Below are 19,175 nucleotides of genomic sequence, written 5' to 3' on the forward strand. Positions count from 1 at the left end.
CGCGCCGAAGTCAGATCCTCGACGGCGCGCGCCGCTGTTTCGCCGAATACGGTTACGAGGGCGCCACGGTGCGGCGACTCGAGGAGGCCACCTCGCTCTCGCGAGGAGCGATCTTCCACCACTTCAAGGACAAGGACGGGCTGTTCCTCGCGCTCGCCCGCGACGACGCGCGCCGCATGGCGGACGTCGCCGCCGAGCAGGGGCTCGTCCAGGTGATGCGGGACATGCTGGCCGCTCCCGACCAGTTCGACTGGCTCGGTACACGTCTGGAGATCGCCCGACGGCTCAAGACCGACGCCGAGTTCCGGGCCGGGTGGTCGGAGCGCTCGGTCGAGCTGCAGGACGCCGTCCTGTCACGTCTCGAGCGTCAGAAGTCTGCGGGCCGACTGCGGGACGACGTGCCCACCGCGGTACTGCTGGGATACCTCGACCTCGTCATGGACGGTCTCGTGACCCGCATCGCGTCGGGCCAGGGCACCGAGAACCTGTCGGCCGTCCTCGACCTGGTCGAGGAGTCGGTCCGTCGCGATCGGCCGTGAGCCGACTCAGGCGAGCGTGATCAGGTCGAGGTAGTCCTGCGACCAGTGGTCCTCGTTGCCGTCCGGCAGGAGGATCACTCGTTCGGGAGACAGTGCCTCGGCCGCACCCGGATCGTGCGTCACCAGCACGACGGCGCCCTTGTAGCTCCGCAGCGCCTCGAGGACCTGCTCACGCGAGATCGGGTCGAGGTTGTTGGTCGGCTCGTCGAGCAGCAGCACGTTGGCCGCCGACGAGACCAGGCCGGCGAGCGCGAGTCGCGTCTTCTCACCGCCGGAGAGAGTGCCGGCCGGCTGTTCGAGCTGCGGGCCGGTGAACATGAACGCACCGAGCAGCGACCGCAGCTCCTGCTCCGGGGTGTCCGGTGCCGCGTGCCGCACGTTCTCCCAGACCGACGCCATGTCGTCGAGGGTGTCGTGTTCCTGGGCGAAGTAGCCGATGCGTAGACCGTGACCGGGCTCGATCTGGCCCGAGTCGCTCTTCTCCGTGCCGGCGAGGATGCGGAGCAGCGTCGTCTTGCCGGCGCCGTTGAGGCCGAGCACCACGACGCGGGAACCGCGGTCGATGGCCAGATCCACACCCGCGAAGATCTCCAGGGACCCGTACATCTTGGTGAGGTTCGACGCCATGAGCGGCGTCTTGCCGCACGGTGCGGGCTCGGGGAAGCGGATGTGTGCCACCCGGTCGGACACGCGTTCCTCGTCGAGGTTCGCCATCAGCTTGTCGGCACGCTTGGCCATGTTCTGGGCGGCCACGGCCTTGGTGGCCTTCGCACCCATCTTGGCGGCCTGCGCGCGCAGAGCGCCGGCCTTCTTCTCCGCGTTGGCACGCTCGCGGCGACGACGCTGCTCGTCCGTCGAGCGCGCGTCGAGGTACTTCTTCCAGTTCATGTTGTAGACGTCCGGCTCGCCGCGGACGGCATCGAGGAACCACACGCGGTTCACGACGTCGTTCAGCAGCTCCACGTCGTGACTGATGACGATGAGCCCACCCTCGTGGCTCTGCAGGAAGCCGCGGAGCCAGGTGATGGAATCGGCGTCGAGGTGGTTGGTGGGCTCGTCGAGCAGCAGCGTGGTGGCCGAGCGACCACCACTGCCGTCGGACGCCGCGAACAGGATGCGTGCCAGCTCGACGCGGCGGCGCTGACCGCCGGAGAGGGTGCGTAGGGGCTGCGCCAGGACACGGTCGGGAAGTCCGAGGCTGTTGCAGATGCGCGCCGCTTCGCTCTCGGCCACGTAGCCGCCGAGCGAGGCGAAACGCTCCTCGAGCTCGCCGTATCGGCGGACGGCCTTGTCGAGGCGATCCTCGTCGGCCACCTCGGCCATGAGCGCCTGCTGCTTCTCCATGTCGTGGAGCAAGGTGTCGAGTCCGCGGGCGGACAGGACGCGGTCCTTGGCCAGCAGGTCGAGGTCGCCCTCCTTGGGGTCCTGCGGCAGGTAACCGATGTCCCCGGTGCGGGTGACCGAGCCGGCGTAGGGCTCGCCCTCTCCTGCCAGAATGCGGAGAGTGGTGGTCTTCCCGGCGCCGTTGCGGCCCACGAGGCCGATGCGGTCGCCGGCCTGCACGCGCAGGGCGGGCCCGGGAGCGGACAGAAGAGTACGCACGCCGGCACGAACCTCCAGGTCGGTGGCGGTGATCACGGTGCGAACTCCTCGATCGTCGTAGTTGTCCGGTGGCAGACCGGGCGCAGCGCGAAGTCGACTGCGCAGCAATCCCTCATTTTAACGCCTCCGCGGGCTCCCACGGTCCACGCAGACGTGACTCCGCTAACGTTCGACGCATGGAGAAGGAACAGGATCTGCAGGGGCGTGTCGCCGTGGTCACCGGCGCGAGCCGCGGAATCGGTCGGGCCATCGCGGCCGACCTCCTCGCTCGCGGCGCCGCCGTGACGGTGACCGCCCGCAAGAAGGAGCAGCTCGACGCCACCGCCGAGGAGTTGCGCGCCGCGGTACCGGGGGCCATCGTGCTCGCCATCGCCGGCAACGCCGGGGACGAGGAGTCCCGCCGCGAGACGGTCGACCGCACGGTCGCCGAGCTCGGCTCACTCGACATTCTGATCAACAACACCGGCATCAATCCGGTGTACGGATCGCTGATGGAGGCCGATCTGGCCGGCGTCCGCAAGATCTTCGAGGTCAACGTCGTCGCGACACTCGGCTTCATCCAGGAGGCGCACCGAGCGTGGATGGGCGAGCACGGCGGCTCGGTCGTGAACCTCGCCAGCGTGGCGGGAATCCGATCCACCGGAGTCATCGCCGCGTACGGCTCGTCCAAGGCGGCGCTCATCCGGCTGACCGAGGAGCTCGCGTGGCAGCTCGGACCCTCGATCCGTGTGAACGCGGTGGCCCCGGGCGTCGTCAAGACCAAGTTCGCCGAGGCACTCGTCGCCAATGGTGAGGAGGCGGCGGCCGCCGGCTACCCGATGAAGCGGCTGGGAACGCCCGAGGACGTGGCCTCGCTCGTCGGGTTCCTCGTGTCCGACGCCGCGTCGTGGATCACCGGTGAGACGGTGCGCGTCGACGGCGGACTGCTGGCGACGGGAACGTTCTGACCGACGTCCTCGTCGTCGGCGCCGGCCCGTCCGGCCGCGCGGCGGCACATCGCTGCGTGGCCGCGGGGGCATCGGTGACTCTCGTCGACCCCCGTCCGGATCGTCGATGGATCAACACGTACGGGATGTGGACCGACGAGATTCCGGACTGGGTGCCGGAGTCGACGCGCGCGTCCACGTCCCGCTCCCCCGTCGTGGTCGGCACACGCCGACACGTGGTGGACCGGGGGTACTCGGTGCTCGACACCGGACGACTGCAGGACGACCTCACGCTCGACGGAGTGTCGGTGGTCGCGGAGTCCGCGGCGGAGGTCACGCCCACGTCGGTGACCCTGCGGAACGGCACCTCCCTGTCCGGCGGCACGGTGATCGACGCCCGCGGCTCGGCGGTCGGACCCGGCGTCCCCGAGCAGACGGCCCACGGGGTCGTGGTCGACGAGGAGACTGCTGCACGTGCCTGCGGCGGCGAGTCCGCGGTGATCATGGACTGGCGGCGGGACAACGGTGCGGACGCGGACGCAGTGCCGTCCTTCCTGTACGTCGTGCCGCTGGGCGGCGGCGCGGTGTTGCTCGAGGAAACCTGCCTGGTCGGCCGGCCCGGCCTCACCTCACCCGAGCTCGCGCGTCGGCTGCTCGCACGACTGGCTGCGCGGGGTGTGACTCTGCGCGGCGACGAGCCCGTCGAGCGGGTGCGCTTCGCGATGCGTCCGCCGACCCGTCCGACGCGCGGGGTCGTCACCACCGGGACGCGGAGTCCGGCTCTGCACACCGCCACCGGGTACAGCGTCGCTGCCTCCCTGCGCCGAGCGGACGTCATCGCGTCGGCCGTGCTGGACGGCGGCGGCGTCGACTCGGCGGGATCGCGGGCGGTCACACGGCTGCGGTCGGTGGGCGCGGACGCTCTGCTGTCCTTCCCGCCCGATGCCCTCGCGCCGTTCTTCGACCGATTCTTCGAGATGCCGTCGACGCTGCAACGCGCCTATCTGTCGTCGGACGACGACGTCGCCGGCATGTCCCGGGCGATGCTGACGCTGTTCTCGCGGATCGGTTCGTCCGACCGCCGCGTGATCCTCGGAGCGGTCCGTCGGGCGATGTTCTCCGCAGCGGTGGGGACGCGTTCGTGACGGGTGGTGGAAATGTGACCGGGCGTGCCCCAAGATTGGACACATGCGATCGATCTGGAAAGGCTCCATCGCCTTCGGCCTGGTGAACGTCCCGGTCAAGGTGTACACGGCCACCGAGGACCACGACATCAAGTTCCATCAGGTCCACGGCAAGGACGGCGGTCGCATCAAGTACGACCGGAAGTGCTCCGTGTGCGGTGAGTCGGTGCAGTTCGCCGACATCGACAAGGCCTACGAGACCCCCGACGGCGACCGGGTGATCCTGACCGATCAGGACTTCTCGTCGCTGCCCGCCGCCGAGAAGCACGAGATCCCGGTTCTCGAGTTCGTGCCGACCGACCAGATCGATCCGATCCTGTTCGACAAGAGCTACTACCTGGAGCCGGACTCGACGTCCCCGAAGGCGTACGTGCTCCTCCGGGAGACCTTGTCCACGACCGATCGCACCGCACTGGTGCACTTCACGCTGCGACAGAAGACGCGCCTCGCGGCCCTCCGCGTGCACGACGACGTGCTGATGATCCAGACGCTGCTGTGGCCCGACGAGGTGCGGGCCGCCGAGTTCTCCTCGCTCGACGACGTCACCGCGCCCCGCCCCAACGAACTGAAGATGGCGGGGGCACTCGTCGAGAGCATGTCGGGCGACTTCGACCCGTCCGAGTACACCGACGACTACCAGATCGAACTCCGCAAGGTCCTCGACGAGATGATCGAGAACGGCGGCGAGAAGGTGGTGCACGCCGAACCGGAGGACACCGACTCGGGAGAGGACGCCGAGGTCGTCGACCTGGTCGCGGCACTCCAACGCAGCGTCGAGGCGGCGGGCCGGTCCGGCCGTGGTCGTCGCGGCGACACCGACTCGGCATCGACAAAGGACGAGTCGGGGAACGAAGAGTCCGCGACGAAGGCTCCGGCGAAGAAGGCAGCCGCGAAGAAGGCACCGGCCAAGAAGGCGGCGGCGAAGAAAGCGCCCGCCAAGAAGACGGCCGCGAAGAAGGCGGCGGCGAAGAAGGCCGGGAGCGGCACGTCGTCGGGCGACGAGGACCAGCAGCGCAAGGGGGCGTGAGGTCTCACGACCACGGCGTGCGCGTCCGCACGGGCCTCACAATCAAGTGCCCACGGAACCGTATGTCTCACAACGCCAAACGTGGTTGATCACCCCAAGGATGCTTTTACTCTCTCTGGAGAGACACAGCGAGTCGTCCCGGTCACACCGGCGACGGGCGCCGCATCCATCGGGGGAGATCACATGTTCGACGAGTACACGTTCAGCACTGTCGCCAACGACGGGCACCTGGTCAGTCCGGTCGTCGCTCTGACGGGCGACGCGCCGTCGCTGTTGTTCTCGCGAAAGTATGCGGACGTCGCGGCGCTGTCCGCCGGCGACCACGAGCTGCTGCGACCGATCGTCGATCCGAGCACCGCCGAGCAGGTGCGCTCCATGGCGCCGCCCGCCGACGAGATCGCGCTGGTGTTCGGTGCCAACGGCTTCGTCGGAGCGCATCTCGTCGCGGAACTGTCTCTGCGCCCCGGAATCACGACGGTCTACGCCGGTGTCCGATCCGCCGGCGACTCCTCCGCCGCCGAGCGTTTCGAGGAGACCGTCGCCCAGTACTCGATCACCGGGATCGATCTCGCGAAGATCGTCGTCATCGAGGCGGTTCCGACCCGGACGAACTTCGGTCTGGACGAGGACACCTACCTGCGGCTCCGCGGCACCGTCGACCAGGTGTTCAACTCGGCCAGTTCCACCGACTACGACTCCAGCTACCTCGAGTTGCGACAGGACTGGTTCGTCTCCCTGCTGCGCGTCGTCCAGTTCACCCTGGAGGACCGTCGCAAGCACCTCACCTACATGGGGTCGATCGGCGCCTTCATCTACACCAGCCCGGAGGACTTCCTGCGTCCCGATTCCTGGTGGTACTCGGGCTACTGTCAGATGAAGTGGATCAACGGTCAGCTCCTCGGATGGCTCGCACGGGACGGCGTCGCCTCCGTCACCCTGGTCGAGTCGCCGTACGTGCTCGGCAGCACCACCGTCGGCAAGGACCCGGGTCGCGTCTACAGCTTCTGGCGCGCGATCGAGCTGGCGAACAGTGTCGGTGCGATGTGGGACGGTCCGGGCATGAACTACGCGCCCGTCGACGTGCTCGCGCGCGTGCTGGCGGACAACGCTCTCGGCGACGGCACGCTCCCCCACCTCGTGCCGTCCAATCCGGTGCCCTACAGCAACGCCGTCCTGGCATCGGCTCTCGGCCTGGACCTCGTGCCGTGGGCGGAGTTCAAAGCGATCGTCGACAGCAAGATCCCGGCGGAGAAGACGGCGTCCCTGCTCGGGTCCGACGTCAACGACCTCATCCGCCGTTCCAACGCACCGTCGCTCATGCCGTCGTCCTTCGACGGATCCTCGTGGGATCACGATGCGCTCTTCGCGCTGTACCTGTCGGTCATCCAGTTCCGCGACGCGACGGCGTGCCGACCCCGACTGGTCACCGCGTGAGCAGAAGCGCACAGACCCGCGACGTCCTCGGTCGTGCACGATGAGTCGCGTCCCGCCGCAACCGATGTTCCTGGAAACCGGCGCGAGGTACCGGGTCCGGGTGTTCCTCGGCGATTTCGTGAACTTCACCCTCGGGCTCGTCTACTACGTCGCCTGCGCGACCCTCGGAGTGCTCGCCGTCGCGATCGACGCCGTGCTGCGCACCCATCTCTACGACGCGTTCATCGCACTGGTCGAGCGCATCGACCACGGTAAGGAGACGGCGGTGGAGCCGTCGTGACCAGAGCAGCCACCACCGCTGGAACCGTGGCTCTCGCTGCGCTCGTCGGCGGGTACTCGTACTGGCGCAGCGCCGCCTTCCTCCGTGATCCGGAGCGGTCGGTGCCCCCGGACCCGTCGTCCATCGTGTCGGCGGCCGACGGGTACATCACCTACGTCAAGCGTGTCGAGTCGGGCCAGATGCCGGTCGCCGTGAAGAAGCGGCGCACCATCCGGCTGTCCGAGTACGCCGGGATCGACTCCGACGCCAGCGGGTGGCTCGTCGGCACCTACATGACCGAGCACTCGGTCCACCGCAATCGCGCACCGATCGAGGGGGCGGTGGTGGTGCGTGAACACCGCGGCGCGGCGCCGTTCAACAGGTCGATGGCTCGCATGACGGCGAACCTGTTCCTGCACCGCACGCCCTACGACGAGGGGTGCGAGTACCTCCTGACCAACGAGCGGCTCACCATCGGTGTCCGGCACGCCGACGGTCCCACCGTCTTCGTCACGCAGATCGCCGATCTGTGGGTGGACCGGATCGTCGCCCACGTCGAGGTCGGTGAGAATCTCGCTCGCGGCGAGCAGTACGGCCTGATCCGCTTCGGGTCACAGTGCGACGTGTTCCTTCCCGACGCTCTGCTCGACGGCGACGTCCTGGTACGGCCGGGGCAGTACGTGTGGGCCGGTGAGTCGGTGCTCGCCCGGTCCGTCGTGCGGCCGGCACCGACGACCCGGAGCACGATGCAGGACGACCTCGAGGAGGCCCTCTCATGACCTCACGTACGGTCGGTCGGCCGGTCACGACCGCGGCCGTGACCATCACAGCGGTACGCACCCGTCGCGACTGGTCGGCCTTCGCGAAGGTCCCGTTCGCGGTCTATCGGAACGACCCGAACTGGATCCCCGGCGACATCGCGGACGTGGGCTCGATGCTGCGTCGGCCCTCTGAGGAGACGCAGAGCCGGATGACGAGTCAGGCGTTCCTCGCGTATCGCGGTCGGCGGCTCGTGGGGCGGATCGCGGCCATCGCCGACCTGGTCTTCATCTCGCACTACGAGGAGCAGACCGCGTACTTCGGCTACTTCGAGTGCCTCGACGACCGGGAGGCCGCGCACGCTCTGCTCGACGCCGTGGCCGCCTGGGCTCGGGGGCGGTCGCTGAGCACCGTGGTGGGTCCGATGAGCCCGTCATTGCTGTGGAGCGCGGGAGTGCTGGTGCACGGCAACGACATTCCGCCGCTGGTCGGGATGCCCCACAATCCCCCGTATTACGCCGATCTCCTCGAGTCGTGGGGTATGACCAGCATCAAGGAGTTCCACAGCTTCTATCACGACGACCCGCACACGCTCGTCCAGTCGCCGCCGTTCGCACGCAAGTACGCGATGGGCCAGAGGTGGAAGGCGCGGTCGTCCGTCGTCGTCCGGCCGATGAATCCGGCGACGTTCGACGAGGACGTGGCCAAGCTGCGCGTGCTCTACAACACCGCATTCGCGTCGTTCTGGGGATTCACGCCCGTGGAACCCGACGAACTCGATGCGCTCGTGGCGACCATTCGTCCGATCCTCGATCCCGAGATCGTGCTGTTCGCCGAACTCGACGGCGAGGTCGTCGGCTTCGTCATGGGGATCCCGGACGTGAACAAGGCGGCCCTCGGAGCGGTGCGCTCACGGTTCGGCATCGTGCGCGATCTCCACACGATCGCGCGGTGGCGGGGGCCCGGCGGACGCAGACACCGCACGCACGTGCGGCTCGACATGATGTTCGTGGACCCGAGCTGCCCCGACAAGGGCACCTCGGCACTGCTGATCTTCGAACTGTTCCAGCGCCTCCACGACGGCGGGTACGCCTCCGTGGAGGCAGCCCCCGTGCTGGCGGACGGGGGCTGGTTCCACTCGGTGCGTTCGTCCTACCCGGTGGACCCGAGCAGGACGTACCGCATCTTCTCGCGTGAGATCGGGTGAGCCGGCTCTAGACGGTGAAGCCGAGCGCGCGCAGCTGCTCGCGGCCGTCGTCGGTGATCTTGTCCGGTCCCCACGGCGGCATCCAGACCCAGTTGATCTTGAGGTCCTCGGCCAGACCACTGCGCACCAGGGCGGTGCGGCTCTGGTCCTCGATGACGTCGGTCAACGGGCACGCCGCGGACGTCAGCGTCATGTCGAGGGTGACCACGGCCTCGTCGTCGATGGTGATTCCGTAGACCAGTCCGAGGTCGACGACGTTGATGCCGAGCTCGGGGTCGACGACGTCACGCATGGCCTCCTCGAGGTCTTCGATGACGGAATCGGGCGCCACTGCGCCGTTGTCGGTATCGGTCATGATCGTCCTCCACTGTTCGCGTGCTCGTCCTGCGTCTCCACAGTACGAACAACGGCGTCCTTGAATGCCATCCATCCGAGCAGCGCGCACTTCACGCGTGCCGGGTACTTCGCCACACCCGCGAAGGCGATGCCGTCGCCGATGACGTCCTCGTCCCCCTCGACGGTGCCGCGGCTGCCGACCATCGCCGAGAAGGCGTCCACCGTGAGAAGCGCGTCCTCGACGGAGAGTCCGACGACCTGGTCGGTCAGGACCGAGGTGGCCGCCTGACTGATGGAGCACCCCTGCCCGTCGTAGGACACGTCGGCCACGACACCGTCGGCGACGTTCACGCGCAACGTGACCTCGTCACCGCACGTGGGGTTGACGTGGTGCACCTCGGCGCCGAACGGCTCGCGGAGCCCACGACCGTGCGGGTGCTTGTAGTGATCGAGGATCACTTCCTGGTACATCTGTTCCATTCTCACGCGGCACCGCCGACGCCGAAGAACGACTGTGCCGTGCGGATCGCGTCGCGCAGCGCGTGCACTTCCTCCACCGTGTTGTAGACGGCGAACGAGGCACGGGCCGTCGCGGCCACGCCGAAACGACGGTGCAGCGGCCACGCGCAGTGATGCCCGACGCGGATGGCGACGCCCTCGTCGTCGAGGATCTGCCCCAGATCGTGCGCATGGATGCCGTCGACGACGAACGACACGGCTCCCCCGCGGTCCTGCGTGTCCGTGGGTCCGATGATGCGGAGCCCGTCGATGGTGGCGAGCTCCGACAGTGCGGCAGCAGTGAGCGTCTGTTCGTGCGCGGCGACGGCGTCCATCCCCAGCGCGTTCAGGTACTCCACGGCGGCACCGAGACCGACGACCTGCGACGTCATGGGCACACCGGCCTCGAACCGCTGCGGGGGCGGTGCGTAGGTGGTCTGCTCCATCGTGACGGTCTCGATCATCGACCCGCCGGTGATGAAGGGAGGCATCTCGGCCAGGAGCGCCGACTTGCCGTACAGGACACCGACCCCGGACGGTCCGAGCATCTTGTGCCCGGAGAACGCCGCGAAGTCGACGTCGAGCGCGGAGACGTCCACCGGCATGTGCGGCACCGACTGGCAGGCGTCGAGGACGACCAGTGCGTCGACCGCCCGTGCACGACGGACGAGTTCCTCGGTGGGAGCCACCGCGCCCGTCACGTTGGACTGGTGGGTGAACGCGACCACGCGCGTGCGGTCGGTGAGCTCGAGCGAGTCGAGGTCGATCCGGCCGTCGTCGGTGACCCCGTACCACCGGAGCGTCGCACCGGTGCGACGTGAGAGCTCCTGCCACGGAACCAGATTCGCGTGGTGTTCGAGCTCGGTGATGACGATCTCGTCACCGGGACGCAGTGACCGCGCGAAGCGGTCGTCGCCGAGGACGTGCGTCACGAGGTTCAGCGACTCGGTGGCGTTCTTGGTGAACACGATCTCGTCCGCGCGGGCACCCACGAAGGCCGCGATGCCCGCGCGGGCACCCTCGTAGGCGTCCGTGGCCTCCTCGGCCAGCTGGTGGGCCCCGCGGTGCACGGCGGCGTTGCAGGTGGTGAGGAAGTGCCGCTCGGCATCGAGCACCTGCACCGGACGTTGAGACGTGGCGCCGGAGTCGAGGTACACGAGAGGCTTGTCGTCGCGCACGGTACGACCGAGGATCGGGAAGTCCTCCCGAAGCCTCGCGACGTCCAGGGTGCCGACCGACGCGACGGCCGTCATGCGCCCGCGGTGGTCTTCGTGAAGCGCTCGTATCCGTTGGCCTCGAGCTCGTCGGCCAGCTCGGGTCCACCGGACTCGACGATGCGGCCCGCGGAGAACACGTGCACGTGATCGGGCGTGATGTAGCGCAGGATGCGGGTGTAGTGCGTGATCAGGAGAATGCCGCCGTTCTCCCGCTCCTTGTAGCGGTTGACACCCTCCGACACGACCCGCAGGGCGTCGACGTCGAGGCCCGAGTCGGTCTCGTCGAGGATGGCGATCTTCGGCTTGAGCAGACCCAGCTGCAGGATCTCGTGGCGCTTCTTCTCGCCGCCGGAGAAGCCTTCGTTGACGCTGCGCTCGGCGAAGGCCGGATCGATGTCGAGCTCGGTCATCGCCTCCTTGGCCTCCTTCACCCAGTGCCGCAGCTTCGGGGCCTCGCCGCGCACGGCGGTGGCCGCGGTGCGGAGGAAGTTGGACATGGAGACACCGGGAACCTCGACGGGGTACTGCATCGCGAGGAACAGGCCGGCGCGAGCACGCTCGTCCACGGACATCTCCTGCACGTCCTCACCGTCGAGCAGGATGGTGCCCGAGGTGACGCGGTACTTGGGATGACCGGCGATCGCGTAGGAGAGCGTCGACTTGCCCGAGCCGTTGGGGCCCATGATGGCGTGCGTCTCGCCCGACGAGACCGTCAGATCGACGCCCTTCAGGATCTCGATCGGCTGCGCGGCGTCGTCGGTGTTCGCGACGTCGACGTGCAGATCGCGGATTTCGAGAGTGGACATGATGTTCCTTGCCTGTCTGTGAATCGGGAGAAGGTGGTCGCGCGAGGGGTCAGACGCCGGTGATGGCGAGTTCCGCCTCGACCGCGTCGGAGAGACGCTCACGGATGGACGCGACCGGGATCTTCGCGATGATGTCGTGGAAGAAACCGCGCACGACGAGCTTGCGTGCCTGGTCCTCCGGGATGCCGCGAGCACGGAGGTAGAACAGCTGCTCGTCGTCGAAGCGACCCGTGGCACTCGCGTGACCGGCCCCGACGATCTCGCCGGTCTCGATCTCGAGGTTCGGGACGGAGTCCGCGCGCGCGCCGTCGGTGAGAATCAGGTTGCGGTTGAGCTCGAACGTGTCCGTGCCCTCCGCCTTCGCACCGATGACGACGTCGCCGACCCATACGGTGTGGGTGTCGGGCCTCTTCGACGCCGGGTCGCCCTGCAGGGCGCCCTTGTAGACCACGTTGGACTTGCAGTGCGGCGCGGTGTGGTTGACCAGCAGGCGCTGCTCGAGATGCTGACCGTCGTCCGCGAAGTACAGGCCCAGGAGCTCGGCGTCGCCACCCGGACCGGTGAAGTTCACCGTCGGGGTCAGGCGCACCAGGTCGCCGCCGAGGCTGACCGACACGTAACGCAGGACGCTGTCGCGGCCCACCTTCGCGTGATGCGACGCGACGTGCACCGCGTCGTCGTCCCACTCCTGCAGCGCGACGACCGTGAGGTGTGCGCTGTCCGCGACGACGAACTCGACATTCTCGGCGTAGGTTCCGCTGCCGCGCTGCTCGAGCACGACGGTCGCCTTGGCGAACGCCTCGACGCGGATCTGGACGTGGCCGTAGGCGACGACGTCCGCTCCCGGACCGTCGACCGTCACGATCAGCGGATCCGCGAGCTCTGCCTCGGAGGCCACCGTGACGACGGTGGCCGAGTCGAAGGACGAGTACGCCTGGGCAGCGACCCGATCGGCCGGCGCACCCGCGGTGCCGAGCCGCGCGTCGTCACGACCGACGGTCTCGACGCGCACGGAGTCGGGTGCGTCGGTGACCGTCACGGTCGCGGAGCCCGTGGCCACGGCGGTGCCGTCGTGGAGACCGCGCAGGCGCCGCAGCGGTGTGAAGCGCCAGATCTCGTCGCGGCCGGACGGCACCTCGAACGCGGCGACGTCGTAGGACGAGAACTGCGCGCCCTTGTTCGCGACGATCGCGCGCTTGTTCTCGGTGGCGGGGTTCTCGCCGGTGACGGCAGTCTTCACCCCGGTGTCGGTGTGGGGCAGGGTCATCCGACCGATCCCTCCATCTGCAGCTCGATCAGGCGGTTGAGCTCGAGGGCGTACTCCATCGGGAGTTCCTTCGCGATGGGCTCGACGAAGCCGCGCACCACCATGGCCATGGCCTCGTCCTCGGTCATGCCGCGGCTCATCAGGTAGAACAACTGATCGTCGCTGACCTTCGAGACGGTGGCCTCGTGGCCCATCGTCACGTCGTCCTCGCGGATGTCGACGTACGGGTAGGTGTCGCTGCGGCTGATCTGATCGACCAGGAGTGCGTCGCACTTGACGGTCGACTTCGACCCGTGCGCGCCCTTGTTGATCTGGATCAGGCCGCGATACGACGCCCGGCCGCCGCCGCGAGCGACGGACTTGCTCACGATGTTGGACGACGTGTTCGGCGCGAGGTGGAGCATCTTCGAGCCGGTGTCCTGGTGCTGGCCCTCGCCGGCGAACGCCACGGACAGAACCTCGCCCTTGGCGTGCTCACCGGTCATCCACACGGCCGGGTACTTCATCGTGACCTTCGAGCCGATGTTGCCGTCGATCCACTCCATCGTCGCGCCGGCCTCGGCCTTCGCGCGCTTGGTGACGAGGTTGTAGACGTTGTTCGACCAGTTCTGGATGGTGGTGTAGCGGCATCGACCACCCTTCTTCACGATGATCTCGACGACCGCCGAGTGCAGCGAGTCGGACTTGTAGATCGGCGCGGTGCATCCCTCGACGTAGTGCACGTAGGCACCCTCGTCGACGATGATGAGCGTCCGCTCGAACTGACCCATGTTCTCGGTGTTGATGCGGAAGTACGCCTGCAGCGGGATGTCGACGTGGACGCCCGGCGGCACGTAGATGAAGGACCCACCGGACCACACCGCGGTGTTCAGCGCGGAAAACTTGTTGTCACCGGCCGGGATCACCGAGCCGAAGTACTCCTGGAACAGCTCCGGGTGCTCACGCAGACCCGAGTCGGTGTCCAGGAAGATGACGCCCTGCTCCTCGAGATCCTCGCGGATCGAGTGGTAGACGACCTCGGACTCGTACTGAGCGGCGACACCCGACACGAGGCGCTGCTTCTCCGCCTCCGGGATGCCGAGGCGGTCGTACGTGTTCTTGATGTCGGCGGGCAGATCGTCCCACGTGGCGGCCTGCTTCTCGCTGGACCGCACGAAGTACTTGATGTTGTCGAAGTCGATGCCGTCGAGGTTCGAGCCCCAGTTCGGCATGGGCTTGCGCTCGAACGTGCGCAACGCCTTGAGGCGTGCCTCGAGCATCCACTCGGGCTCGCTCTTCTTGTCGGAGATGTCGCGGACGACGGCGTCGCTGATGCCGCGCTTGGCGCTCGCACCGGCGACGTCGGAGTCGGACCAGCCGTATCCGTAGGTCCCGAGAGACGCGATGGTCTCGTCCTGCGTGAGTGTCGCGGGCACCGTGGGGGTCACCTGGTCTGGTGTGACGGTCATGCGGGCTCCTTCCGGAGACGATCGAGCGGGCTGTTCGGGCTGGAGCTGGTGGTACGGGCCGAATCGAGAGCTGTGCGGTCGTGGTGGACCGTGCCGCTGTCGGCAGCATCACTCGGTGCAACGCCGACATCGTCGTCGGTATTGCCTGATTCGGGAGTCGAGAGTGTGCGAAGGGGCACATGGGTGGTGCACGCGCAGTCGCCGTTGGCGATGGTGGCGAGGCGCTGCACGTGCGTTCCGAGCAGATCGGCGAACGCTTCGCGCTCGGCGGTGCACAGCTCGGGGAACTCGGCCGCGACGTGCGAGACCGGGCAGTGGTGCTGGCAGATCTGCACCCCGTTGCCGACCGGGCGGGTGGAGGCGGCGAAGCCGGACTCGGTCAGCGCCTCGGCGATGGCGTCGGCCGTCTCGGAGACGGACTGCTGCGAGGACGTGTCGGCAGGCTCGACGTCGCCCACGATGGACTGGATGCGTCGGCGGGCGAACGTGCGCACCGCGTCGTCGCCGCCGATCTCCCGTAGGTGCCGCATGGCCGCACCCGCGAGATCGTCGTACGAGTGGCCGAGTCGAGAGCGTCCGTGCGCGGTCAGGGAGAACAGCTTCGCGGGGCGACCGCGGGTACGTGCGCCGGGACGCGAGGTCATCGTGACGCGCGCGTCGCCCGCGTCGATGAGAGCATCGAGGTGGCGCCGCACGCCGGCGGCGCTGATGCCCAGACGGGACCCGACCTGGGTGGCGCTGATCGGACCCTCCTCGAGCAGGAGCGTCACGACGGACGACCGCGTGCGACCCTCCGACGTTGCCGAGCCCGACGTTGCCGAGCCCGACGTCGCTGAACCAGATCCCGAAGCCGGGGTGACGGTGACCGACGCGACGTCGGCGCGGGCGCTGACGCGCTCGCCGGAACGTTCGGTAGTCGTTTTCACAACACCAGTGTGACCGAATTACCGGAGAGGTTCCAGCAAGGGCACCCTGGGTAGCAGGGCCGATGCTGCGGCGACGTTCGTGATCGGCGCCGGTGTCGATACGCTCCGTTCTGTGCCCGCACCTGCCGACGACTCCGTGCCCTCCGCGACGGTGACACCGACCGACGCCTCGGCGTCCCTCGCGGGCGGCACCGACGACGTGGTCACGGCGGGTGCGACGGAGCCGAGCCGCTCCGGTACCGCCGCGCGGATGCGGGCGACGGCCCGTCGAGCGACGCGCCGGGTGCTGGGGATCGAAGGGTCTCCGCGCAGCGACCGCGTCGCGTTTCTGCACGACAACGAGCCCGAGCGCCCCGAACTGAATGCCGCAGAGGTGCGCGATCTCACACGGATCCGCCGCTTCGGTGCCATCGGCGCCGCGATGATGGCCCTCGGTGCACTGGGCGCCGGCGCACAACCGGTTCTCCAGAACCCGGTGCAGGGTGTCCGCGTGCTCGGGCTCTTCGCTCGCGCGCTCCCCGCCGCACTCACCATCACGATGATCGGCACCGCCGTCGTGGTGCTCGCATGGCTGCTCCTCGGCCGCCTCGCCGTGGGATCTTTCGGCGCGCACTCGTCGCCGCGCCGGATGTCTCGCTCCCAGCTGGACCGCACGCTCGCGCTGTGGATCGTGCCGCTGTGCGTCGCGCCACCGATGTTCAGCAAGGACGTCTACTCGTACCTGGCGCAGAGCGAGATCACGGCCCGCGGACTCGATCCGTACGCCATCGGTCCGCAGGCGGCACTCGGCGTCGACCATGTGCTCACCAGGACCGTGCCGACCATCTGGCGCGACACCCCGGCGCCCTACGGACCGTTCTTCCTGTGGATCGGTCGGGGCATCACCGCGCTCACCGGTGACGACATCGTCGCCGGGATCTTCCTGCATCGCATCGTCGCGCTGATCGGCGTCGCGCTCATCGTGTGGGCTCTCCCCCGCCTCGCCGCCCGGTGCGGAGTGTCCAGCGTGGCGGCGCTGTGGCTCGGTGCCGCCAATCCGCTCCTGCTCTTCCACCTCGTCGCCGGGATCCACAACGAGGCCGCAATGCTGGGCCTGATGCTCGCGGGGCTCGAACTCTCGTTCCGTGCGGTCGAGTCCGCGGCACCACTGCGGGGCCGTACCGGCGTGCTGCTGCTCGCCGGCGCGGCGGTCATCGCCCTGTCCGCGACGATCAAGATCCCGTCGGTGCTCGCGCTCGGATTCGTGGGCATGGCCCTGGCCCGTCGATGGGGTGGTCGGCCCCGCGACGTCGCCGCCGCCGCCGCCCTGCTCGGCGCGGTGACCGTCGCCGTGATCCTGGGCGTCAGCGCCGCGAGCGGGCTCGGATTCGGCTGGCTGGACACCCTGGGCACGGCCAACGCCGTGCGCAGCTGGATGTCGTTGCCCACACTGCTCGGCCTCGCCACGGGAGGCGCCGGCGTCCTCCTCGGCATCGGCGACCACACCACTGCCGTGCTGTCCCTCACCCGCCCGATCGCCTCCCTGGTGGCCGCGCTGATCATCGTGCGGATGCTGGTGTCGGTCCTGCTGGGTCGGCTCCACCCCATCGGAGCCCTCGGCGTGTCGCTCGGGGCACTCGTGCTGCTCTTCCCCGTGGTCCAGCCCTGGTACCTGCTGTGGGCCGTCACCCCGCTGGCCGCCTGGGCCACCCGACCGGCGTTCCGGGTGCCGGTGATCGTCTTCTCCGCGTTCGTCTCGCTGATCGTCATGCCGACCGGCGGTGAGGTCCAGCCCTTCGTCATCGTCCAGGCGGCGGTGGCGACAGTCCTGACGATCGCCGTGCTGTACGCCTCGACGAGGCGACTGCTGCCCTGGCGGGCACGCGACGGGGCGGCGGCGCCGGACCGTCCGTCGGGCGCCTACGCTGGATCATCGTGACCGCCCGACCTGTCCCTCCGCCCACGGCGTCCGATGCCGGGACGCCGACGGACTCTCCGGCGGTGTCGCTCCGCGGTGTGGTCAAGCACTTCGGTGACGTCGCGGCCGTCGACGGACTCGACATCGAGCTGCAGCGCGGCCGGGTGCTCGCACTCCTCGGTCCCAACGGGGCCGGCAAGACCACCACCGTCGAGATGTGCGAGGGCTTCCACACGCCCGACTCCGGTGAGGTCCGCGTCCTGGGGCTCGATCCCATCGTCGACTCCGACCGTCTCAAGCCGCGGATCGGGGTCATGCTGCAGGGCGGCGGCGCCTACCCCGGCTCGCGTGCGGGCGAGATGCTCGACCTCGTCGCCGCGTACTCGGCCGACCCGCTCGATCCCGCGTGGCTCCTCGGACAGTTGGGGCTCACCGATGCCGTCCGCACGCCGTACCGACGACTCTCCGGCGGTCAGCAACAACGCCTCTCGCTGGCCTGTGCTCTGGTCGGCCGCCCCGAGCTCGTGTTCCTCGACGAGCCGACCGCCGGGCTCGACGCACAGGCCCGGCTCCTCGTGTGGGACCTCGTCGAGGCGCTGCGGCGCGACGGCGTGAGCATCCTGCTGACCACCCACCTGATGGACGAGGCCGAGCACCTCGCGGACGACCTGGTGATCATCGACCACGGCCAGGTCGTCGCCTCGGGGACGCCCACCGAGCTCACCCGACGGGGCGCCGAGGGCCAGTTGCGCTTCTCCGCGCCCTCCGGCCTCGACCTGTCGTTGCTGCAGATGGTGCTGCCCGAGGGGTTCGATCCGGTCGAGAGTTCGCCGGGCTCGTATCTGCTCGAGGGGACCATCGACCCCCAGGTGCTCGCGACGGTGACCTCGTGGTGTGCTCGACTGAACGTGCTGGCCACCGATCTCCGTGTGGAGCAGCGCAGCCTCGAGGACGTCTTCCTCGACCTCACGGGGCGGGAACTGAGAGGGTGAGCGTGACATCACGGTCCGAACGTGCGTCCGACCGATTCGCACCGGGGACGTTCACACCGGATCCGCGGCCCGCACCGCGCCGCCGCATGCTGCTGGCGCAGAGCCGCCTCGAACTGCTTCTGCTGCTGCGCAACGGTGAGCAGCTGCTGCTGACGATGTTCATCCCGGTGACGTTGCTCATCGGCCTCACGCTGCTGCCGTTCGGCGACTTCGGCACCGAGCGCGTCGGCACCGTCGTACCCGCCGTGATGACCGTCGCGGTGATGTCGACCGCGTTCACCGGCCAGGCCATCGCCGTCGGCTTCGACCGGCGCTACGGCGCTCTCAAGAGACTCGGCGCCACCGCTCTGCCGAAGTGGGGCGCGATCGCCGGGAAGTCGATCGCCGTCCTCCTCGTGGTCGTGCTGCAGTCGGTACTGCTCGGCGCCATCGGCCTCGCCCTCGGGTGGCGTCCGACTCCCGGCGGACTCGTGCTGGGCGCGCTGGTGATCGCTCTGGGCACCGTCACCTTCGCCACGATGGGCCTCCTGCTCGGCGGGACGCTGCGGGCCGAGATCGTGCTCGCCCTCGCCAACATCGCGTGGTTCGTGATGCTAGGAATCGGCAGCGTGGTGTTCGCGAACGAGGCACTTCCCGGCGGCGTCCGCATGATCGCGCGACTGATCCCGTCGGGCGCGATGGCGGAGACGCTCGAGCAGGCCGTCGTGGGACGAGCCGATCTGTTCGGCATCCTGGTCCTCGTCGTGTGGGCGGCGATCTGCGGCTTCTGGGCGACCCGCAAGTTCTCGTTCACCTGACACCGAAGCCGCAGTCCGACCACCCGAAGCCGCAGGCCGACTACCCCAGGCCGC

The 19,175-nt window shown here is 68.7% G+C and carries 19 protein-coding genes; 11 read left to right on the plus strand and 8 right to left on the minus strand.

Annotation, left to right across the window (positions count from 1 at the left end):
- Positions 1–539, plus strand: a 539-nt coding sequence (locus ASG69_RS10710) for a TetR/AcrR family transcriptional regulator (protein ID WP_082546985.1), incomplete at its 5' end; no start/stop codon positions are given.
- A gap of 6 nt (positions 540–545) precedes the next feature.
- On the opposite strand, the gene ASG69_RS10715 is transcribed toward ASG69_RS10710, so the two are convergent.
- Complete coding sequence (locus ASG69_RS10715) at positions 546–2,177, minus strand: ABC-F family ATP-binding cassette domain-containing protein (RefSeq protein ID WP_027505305.1); 1,632 nt, start codon at positions 2,175–2,177, stop codon at positions 546–548.
- Between the two features lie 140 nt (positions 2,178–2,317).
- On the opposite strand from ASG69_RS10715, the gene ASG69_RS10720 reads away from it, so the two are divergent.
- The 7 genes from ASG69_RS10720 (at position 2,318) to ASG69_RS10750 (ending at position 8,937) form a co-directional block, all read left to right on the plus strand.
- Positions 2,318–3,088: an SDR family oxidoreductase gene (locus tag ASG69_RS10720; RefSeq protein ID WP_056444653.1), complete on the plus strand. Its 771-nt coding sequence runs from the start codon at positions 2,318–2,320 to the stop codon at positions 3,086–3,088.
- Complete coding sequence (locus ASG69_RS10725) at positions 3,085–4,212, plus strand: lycopene cyclase family protein (protein WP_082544468.1); 1,128 nt, start codon at positions 3,085–3,087, stop codon at positions 4,210–4,212. Before ASG69_RS10720 ends, ASG69_RS10725 begins: the two co-directional genes overlap by 4 nt.
- A gap of 43 nt (positions 4,213–4,255) precedes the next feature.
- On the plus strand, positions 4,256–5,278 hold the full coding sequence (ku, locus tag ASG69_RS10730) for a non-homologous end joining protein Ku (RefSeq protein ID WP_027505303.1): 1,023 nt from the start codon (positions 4,256–4,258) through the stop codon (positions 5,276–5,278).
- Between the two features lie 183 nt (positions 5,279–5,461).
- The gene (locus ASG69_RS10735) at positions 5,462–6,712 is read left to right on the plus strand and encodes an SDR family oxidoreductase (RefSeq protein WP_082544469.1); all 1,251 of its coding nucleotides are present in this window, start codon (positions 5,462–5,464) and stop codon (positions 6,710–6,712) included.
- Between the two features lie 40 nt (positions 6,713–6,752).
- Positions 6,753–6,992: a hypothetical protein gene (locus ASG69_RS10740; protein WP_156380493.1), complete on the plus strand. Its 240-nt coding sequence runs from the start codon at positions 6,753–6,755 to the stop codon at positions 6,990–6,992.
- Positions 6,989–7,750 carry a phosphatidylserine decarboxylase gene (locus ASG69_RS10745; RefSeq protein ID WP_081821190.1) on the plus strand — a complete coding sequence of 254 codons (762 nt, stop codon included), beginning with the start codon at positions 6,989–6,991 and terminating at the stop codon, positions 7,748–7,750. The genes ASG69_RS10740 and ASG69_RS10745 overlap by 4 nt, the downstream gene beginning before the upstream one ends.
- Positions 7,747–8,937, plus strand: coding sequence for a GNAT family N-acetyltransferase (locus ASG69_RS10750; RefSeq protein ID WP_056444662.1), 1,191 nt, complete (start codon positions 7,747–7,749; stop codon positions 8,935–8,937). The genes ASG69_RS10745 and ASG69_RS10750 overlap by 4 nt, the downstream gene beginning before the upstream one ends.
- Positions 8,938–8,944: 7 nt before the next feature.
- On the opposite strand, the gene ASG69_RS10755 is transcribed toward ASG69_RS10750, so the two are convergent.
- The 7 genes from ASG69_RS10755 to ASG69_RS10785 are packed head-to-tail and all read right to left on the minus strand — an operon-like array spanning position 8,945 to position 15,435.
- Positions 8,945–9,292 carry a metal-sulfur cluster assembly factor gene (locus tag ASG69_RS10755; RefSeq protein WP_027505300.1) on the minus strand — a complete coding sequence of 116 codons (348 nt, stop codon included), beginning with the start codon at positions 9,290–9,292 and terminating at the stop codon, positions 8,945–8,947.
- A complete protein-coding gene (gene sufU, locus ASG69_RS10760) occupies positions 9,289–9,759 on the minus strand; it encodes a Fe-S cluster assembly sulfur transfer protein SufU (RefSeq protein ID WP_027505299.1) in 471 nt (156 codons plus the stop codon). Before sufU ends, ASG69_RS10755 begins: the two co-directional genes overlap by 4 nt.
- Positions 9,756–11,024 carry a cysteine desulfurase gene (locus ASG69_RS10765; protein ID WP_056444665.1) on the minus strand — a complete coding sequence of 423 codons (1,269 nt, stop codon included), beginning with the start codon at positions 11,022–11,024 and terminating at the stop codon, positions 9,756–9,758. The genes sufU and ASG69_RS10765 overlap by 4 nt, the downstream gene beginning before the upstream one ends.
- Complete coding sequence (sufC, locus tag ASG69_RS10770; protein ID WP_027505297.1) at positions 11,021–11,794, minus strand: Fe-S cluster assembly ATPase SufC; 774 nt, start codon at positions 11,792–11,794, stop codon at positions 11,021–11,023. The genes ASG69_RS10765 and sufC overlap by 4 nt, the downstream gene beginning before the upstream one ends.
- Before the next feature lie 49 nt (positions 11,795–11,843).
- The gene (gene sufD / locus ASG69_RS10775; RefSeq protein ID WP_056444670.1) at positions 11,844–13,061 is read right to left on the minus strand and encodes a Fe-S cluster assembly protein SufD; all 1,218 of its coding nucleotides are present in this window, start codon (positions 13,059–13,061) and stop codon (positions 11,844–11,846) included.
- Entirely contained in the window at positions 13,058–14,509 is a 1,452-nt protein-coding gene (sufB, locus tag ASG69_RS10780; protein ID WP_027505295.1) for a Fe-S cluster assembly protein SufB, read from the minus strand. The genes sufD and sufB overlap by 4 nt, the downstream gene beginning before the upstream one ends.
- Positions 14,506–15,435 (minus strand): helix-turn-helix transcriptional regulator, encoded by a 930-nt coding sequence (locus tag ASG69_RS10785; protein WP_156380494.1) that lies wholly within the window; start codon positions 15,433–15,435, stop codon positions 14,506–14,508. Before ASG69_RS10785 ends, sufB begins: the two co-directional genes overlap by 4 nt.
- Before the next feature lie 250 nt (positions 15,436–15,685).
- Here ASG69_RS10785 and mptB point away from each other — a divergent pair, with 250 nt between their 5' ends.
- The 3 genes from mptB to ASG69_RS10800 are packed head-to-tail and all read left to right on the plus strand — an operon-like array spanning position 15,686 to position 19,121.
- The gene (gene mptB / locus ASG69_RS10790; RefSeq protein ID WP_056445202.1) at positions 15,686–17,353 is read left to right on the plus strand and encodes a polyprenol phosphomannose-dependent alpha 1,6 mannosyltransferase MptB; all 1,668 of its coding nucleotides are present in this window, start codon (positions 15,686–15,688) and stop codon (positions 17,351–17,353) included.
- Positions 17,350–18,324 carry an ABC transporter ATP-binding protein gene (locus tag ASG69_RS10795; RefSeq protein WP_056444673.1) on the plus strand — a complete coding sequence of 325 codons (975 nt, stop codon included), beginning with the start codon at positions 17,350–17,352 and terminating at the stop codon, positions 18,322–18,324. The genes mptB and ASG69_RS10795 overlap by 4 nt, the downstream gene beginning before the upstream one ends.
- A complete protein-coding gene (locus ASG69_RS10800; protein WP_027505292.1) occupies positions 18,321–19,121 on the plus strand; it encodes an ABC transporter permease in 801 nt (266 codons plus the stop codon). Before ASG69_RS10795 ends, ASG69_RS10800 begins: the two co-directional genes overlap by 4 nt.
- The last annotated feature ends 54 nt before the right edge of the window (positions 19,122–19,175 follow it).

Origin of the sequence: Rhodococcus sp. Leaf225, assembly GCF_001426145.1 — a bacterium.
GTDB lineage: Bacteria > Actinomycetota > Actinomycetes > Mycobacteriales > Mycobacteriaceae > Rhodococcoides.

Bases quoted from the DNA above. Each gene is read 5' to 3' on its own strand.
- ASG69_RS10720 (WP_056444653.1), top strand. From the start codon at position 2,318: ATGGAGAAGGAACAGGATCTGCAGGGGCGTGTCGCCGTGGTCACCGGC.
- ku (WP_027505303.1), top strand. From the start codon at position 4,256: ATGCGATCGATCTGGAAAGGCTCCATCGCCTTCGGCCTGGTGAACGTC.
- ASG69_RS10735 (WP_082544469.1), top strand. From the start codon at position 5,462: ATGTTCGACGAGTACACGTTCAGCACTGTCGCCAACGACGGGCACCTG.
- ASG69_RS10740 (WP_156380493.1), top strand. From the start codon at position 6,753: ATGAGTCGCGTCCCGCCGCAACCGATGTTCCTGGAAACCGGCGCGAGG.
- ASG69_RS10750 (WP_056444662.1), top strand. From the start codon at position 7,747: ATGACCTCACGTACGGTCGGTCGGCCGGTCACGACCGCGGCCGTGACC.
- ASG69_RS10755 (WP_027505300.1), bottom strand. From the start codon at position 9,292: ATGACCGATACCGACAACGGCGCAGTGGCGCCCGATTCCGTCATCGAA.
- ASG69_RS10765 (WP_056444665.1), bottom strand. From the start codon at position 11,024: ATGACGGCCGTCGCGTCGGTCGGCACCCTGGACGTCGCGAGGCTTCGG.
- sufC (WP_027505297.1), bottom strand. From the start codon at position 11,794: ATGTCCACTCTCGAAATCCGCGATCTGCACGTCGACGTCGCGAACACC.
- sufD (WP_056444670.1), bottom strand. From the start codon at position 13,061: ATGACCCTGCCCCACACCGACACCGGGGTGAAGACTGCCGTCACCGGC.
- sufB (WP_027505295.1), bottom strand. From the start codon at position 14,509: ATGACCGTCACACCAGACCAGGTGACCCCCACGGTGCCCGCGACACTC.
- mptB (WP_056445202.1), top strand. From the start codon at position 15,686: ATGCGGGCGACGGCCCGTCGAGCGACGCGCCGGGTGCTGGGGATCGAA.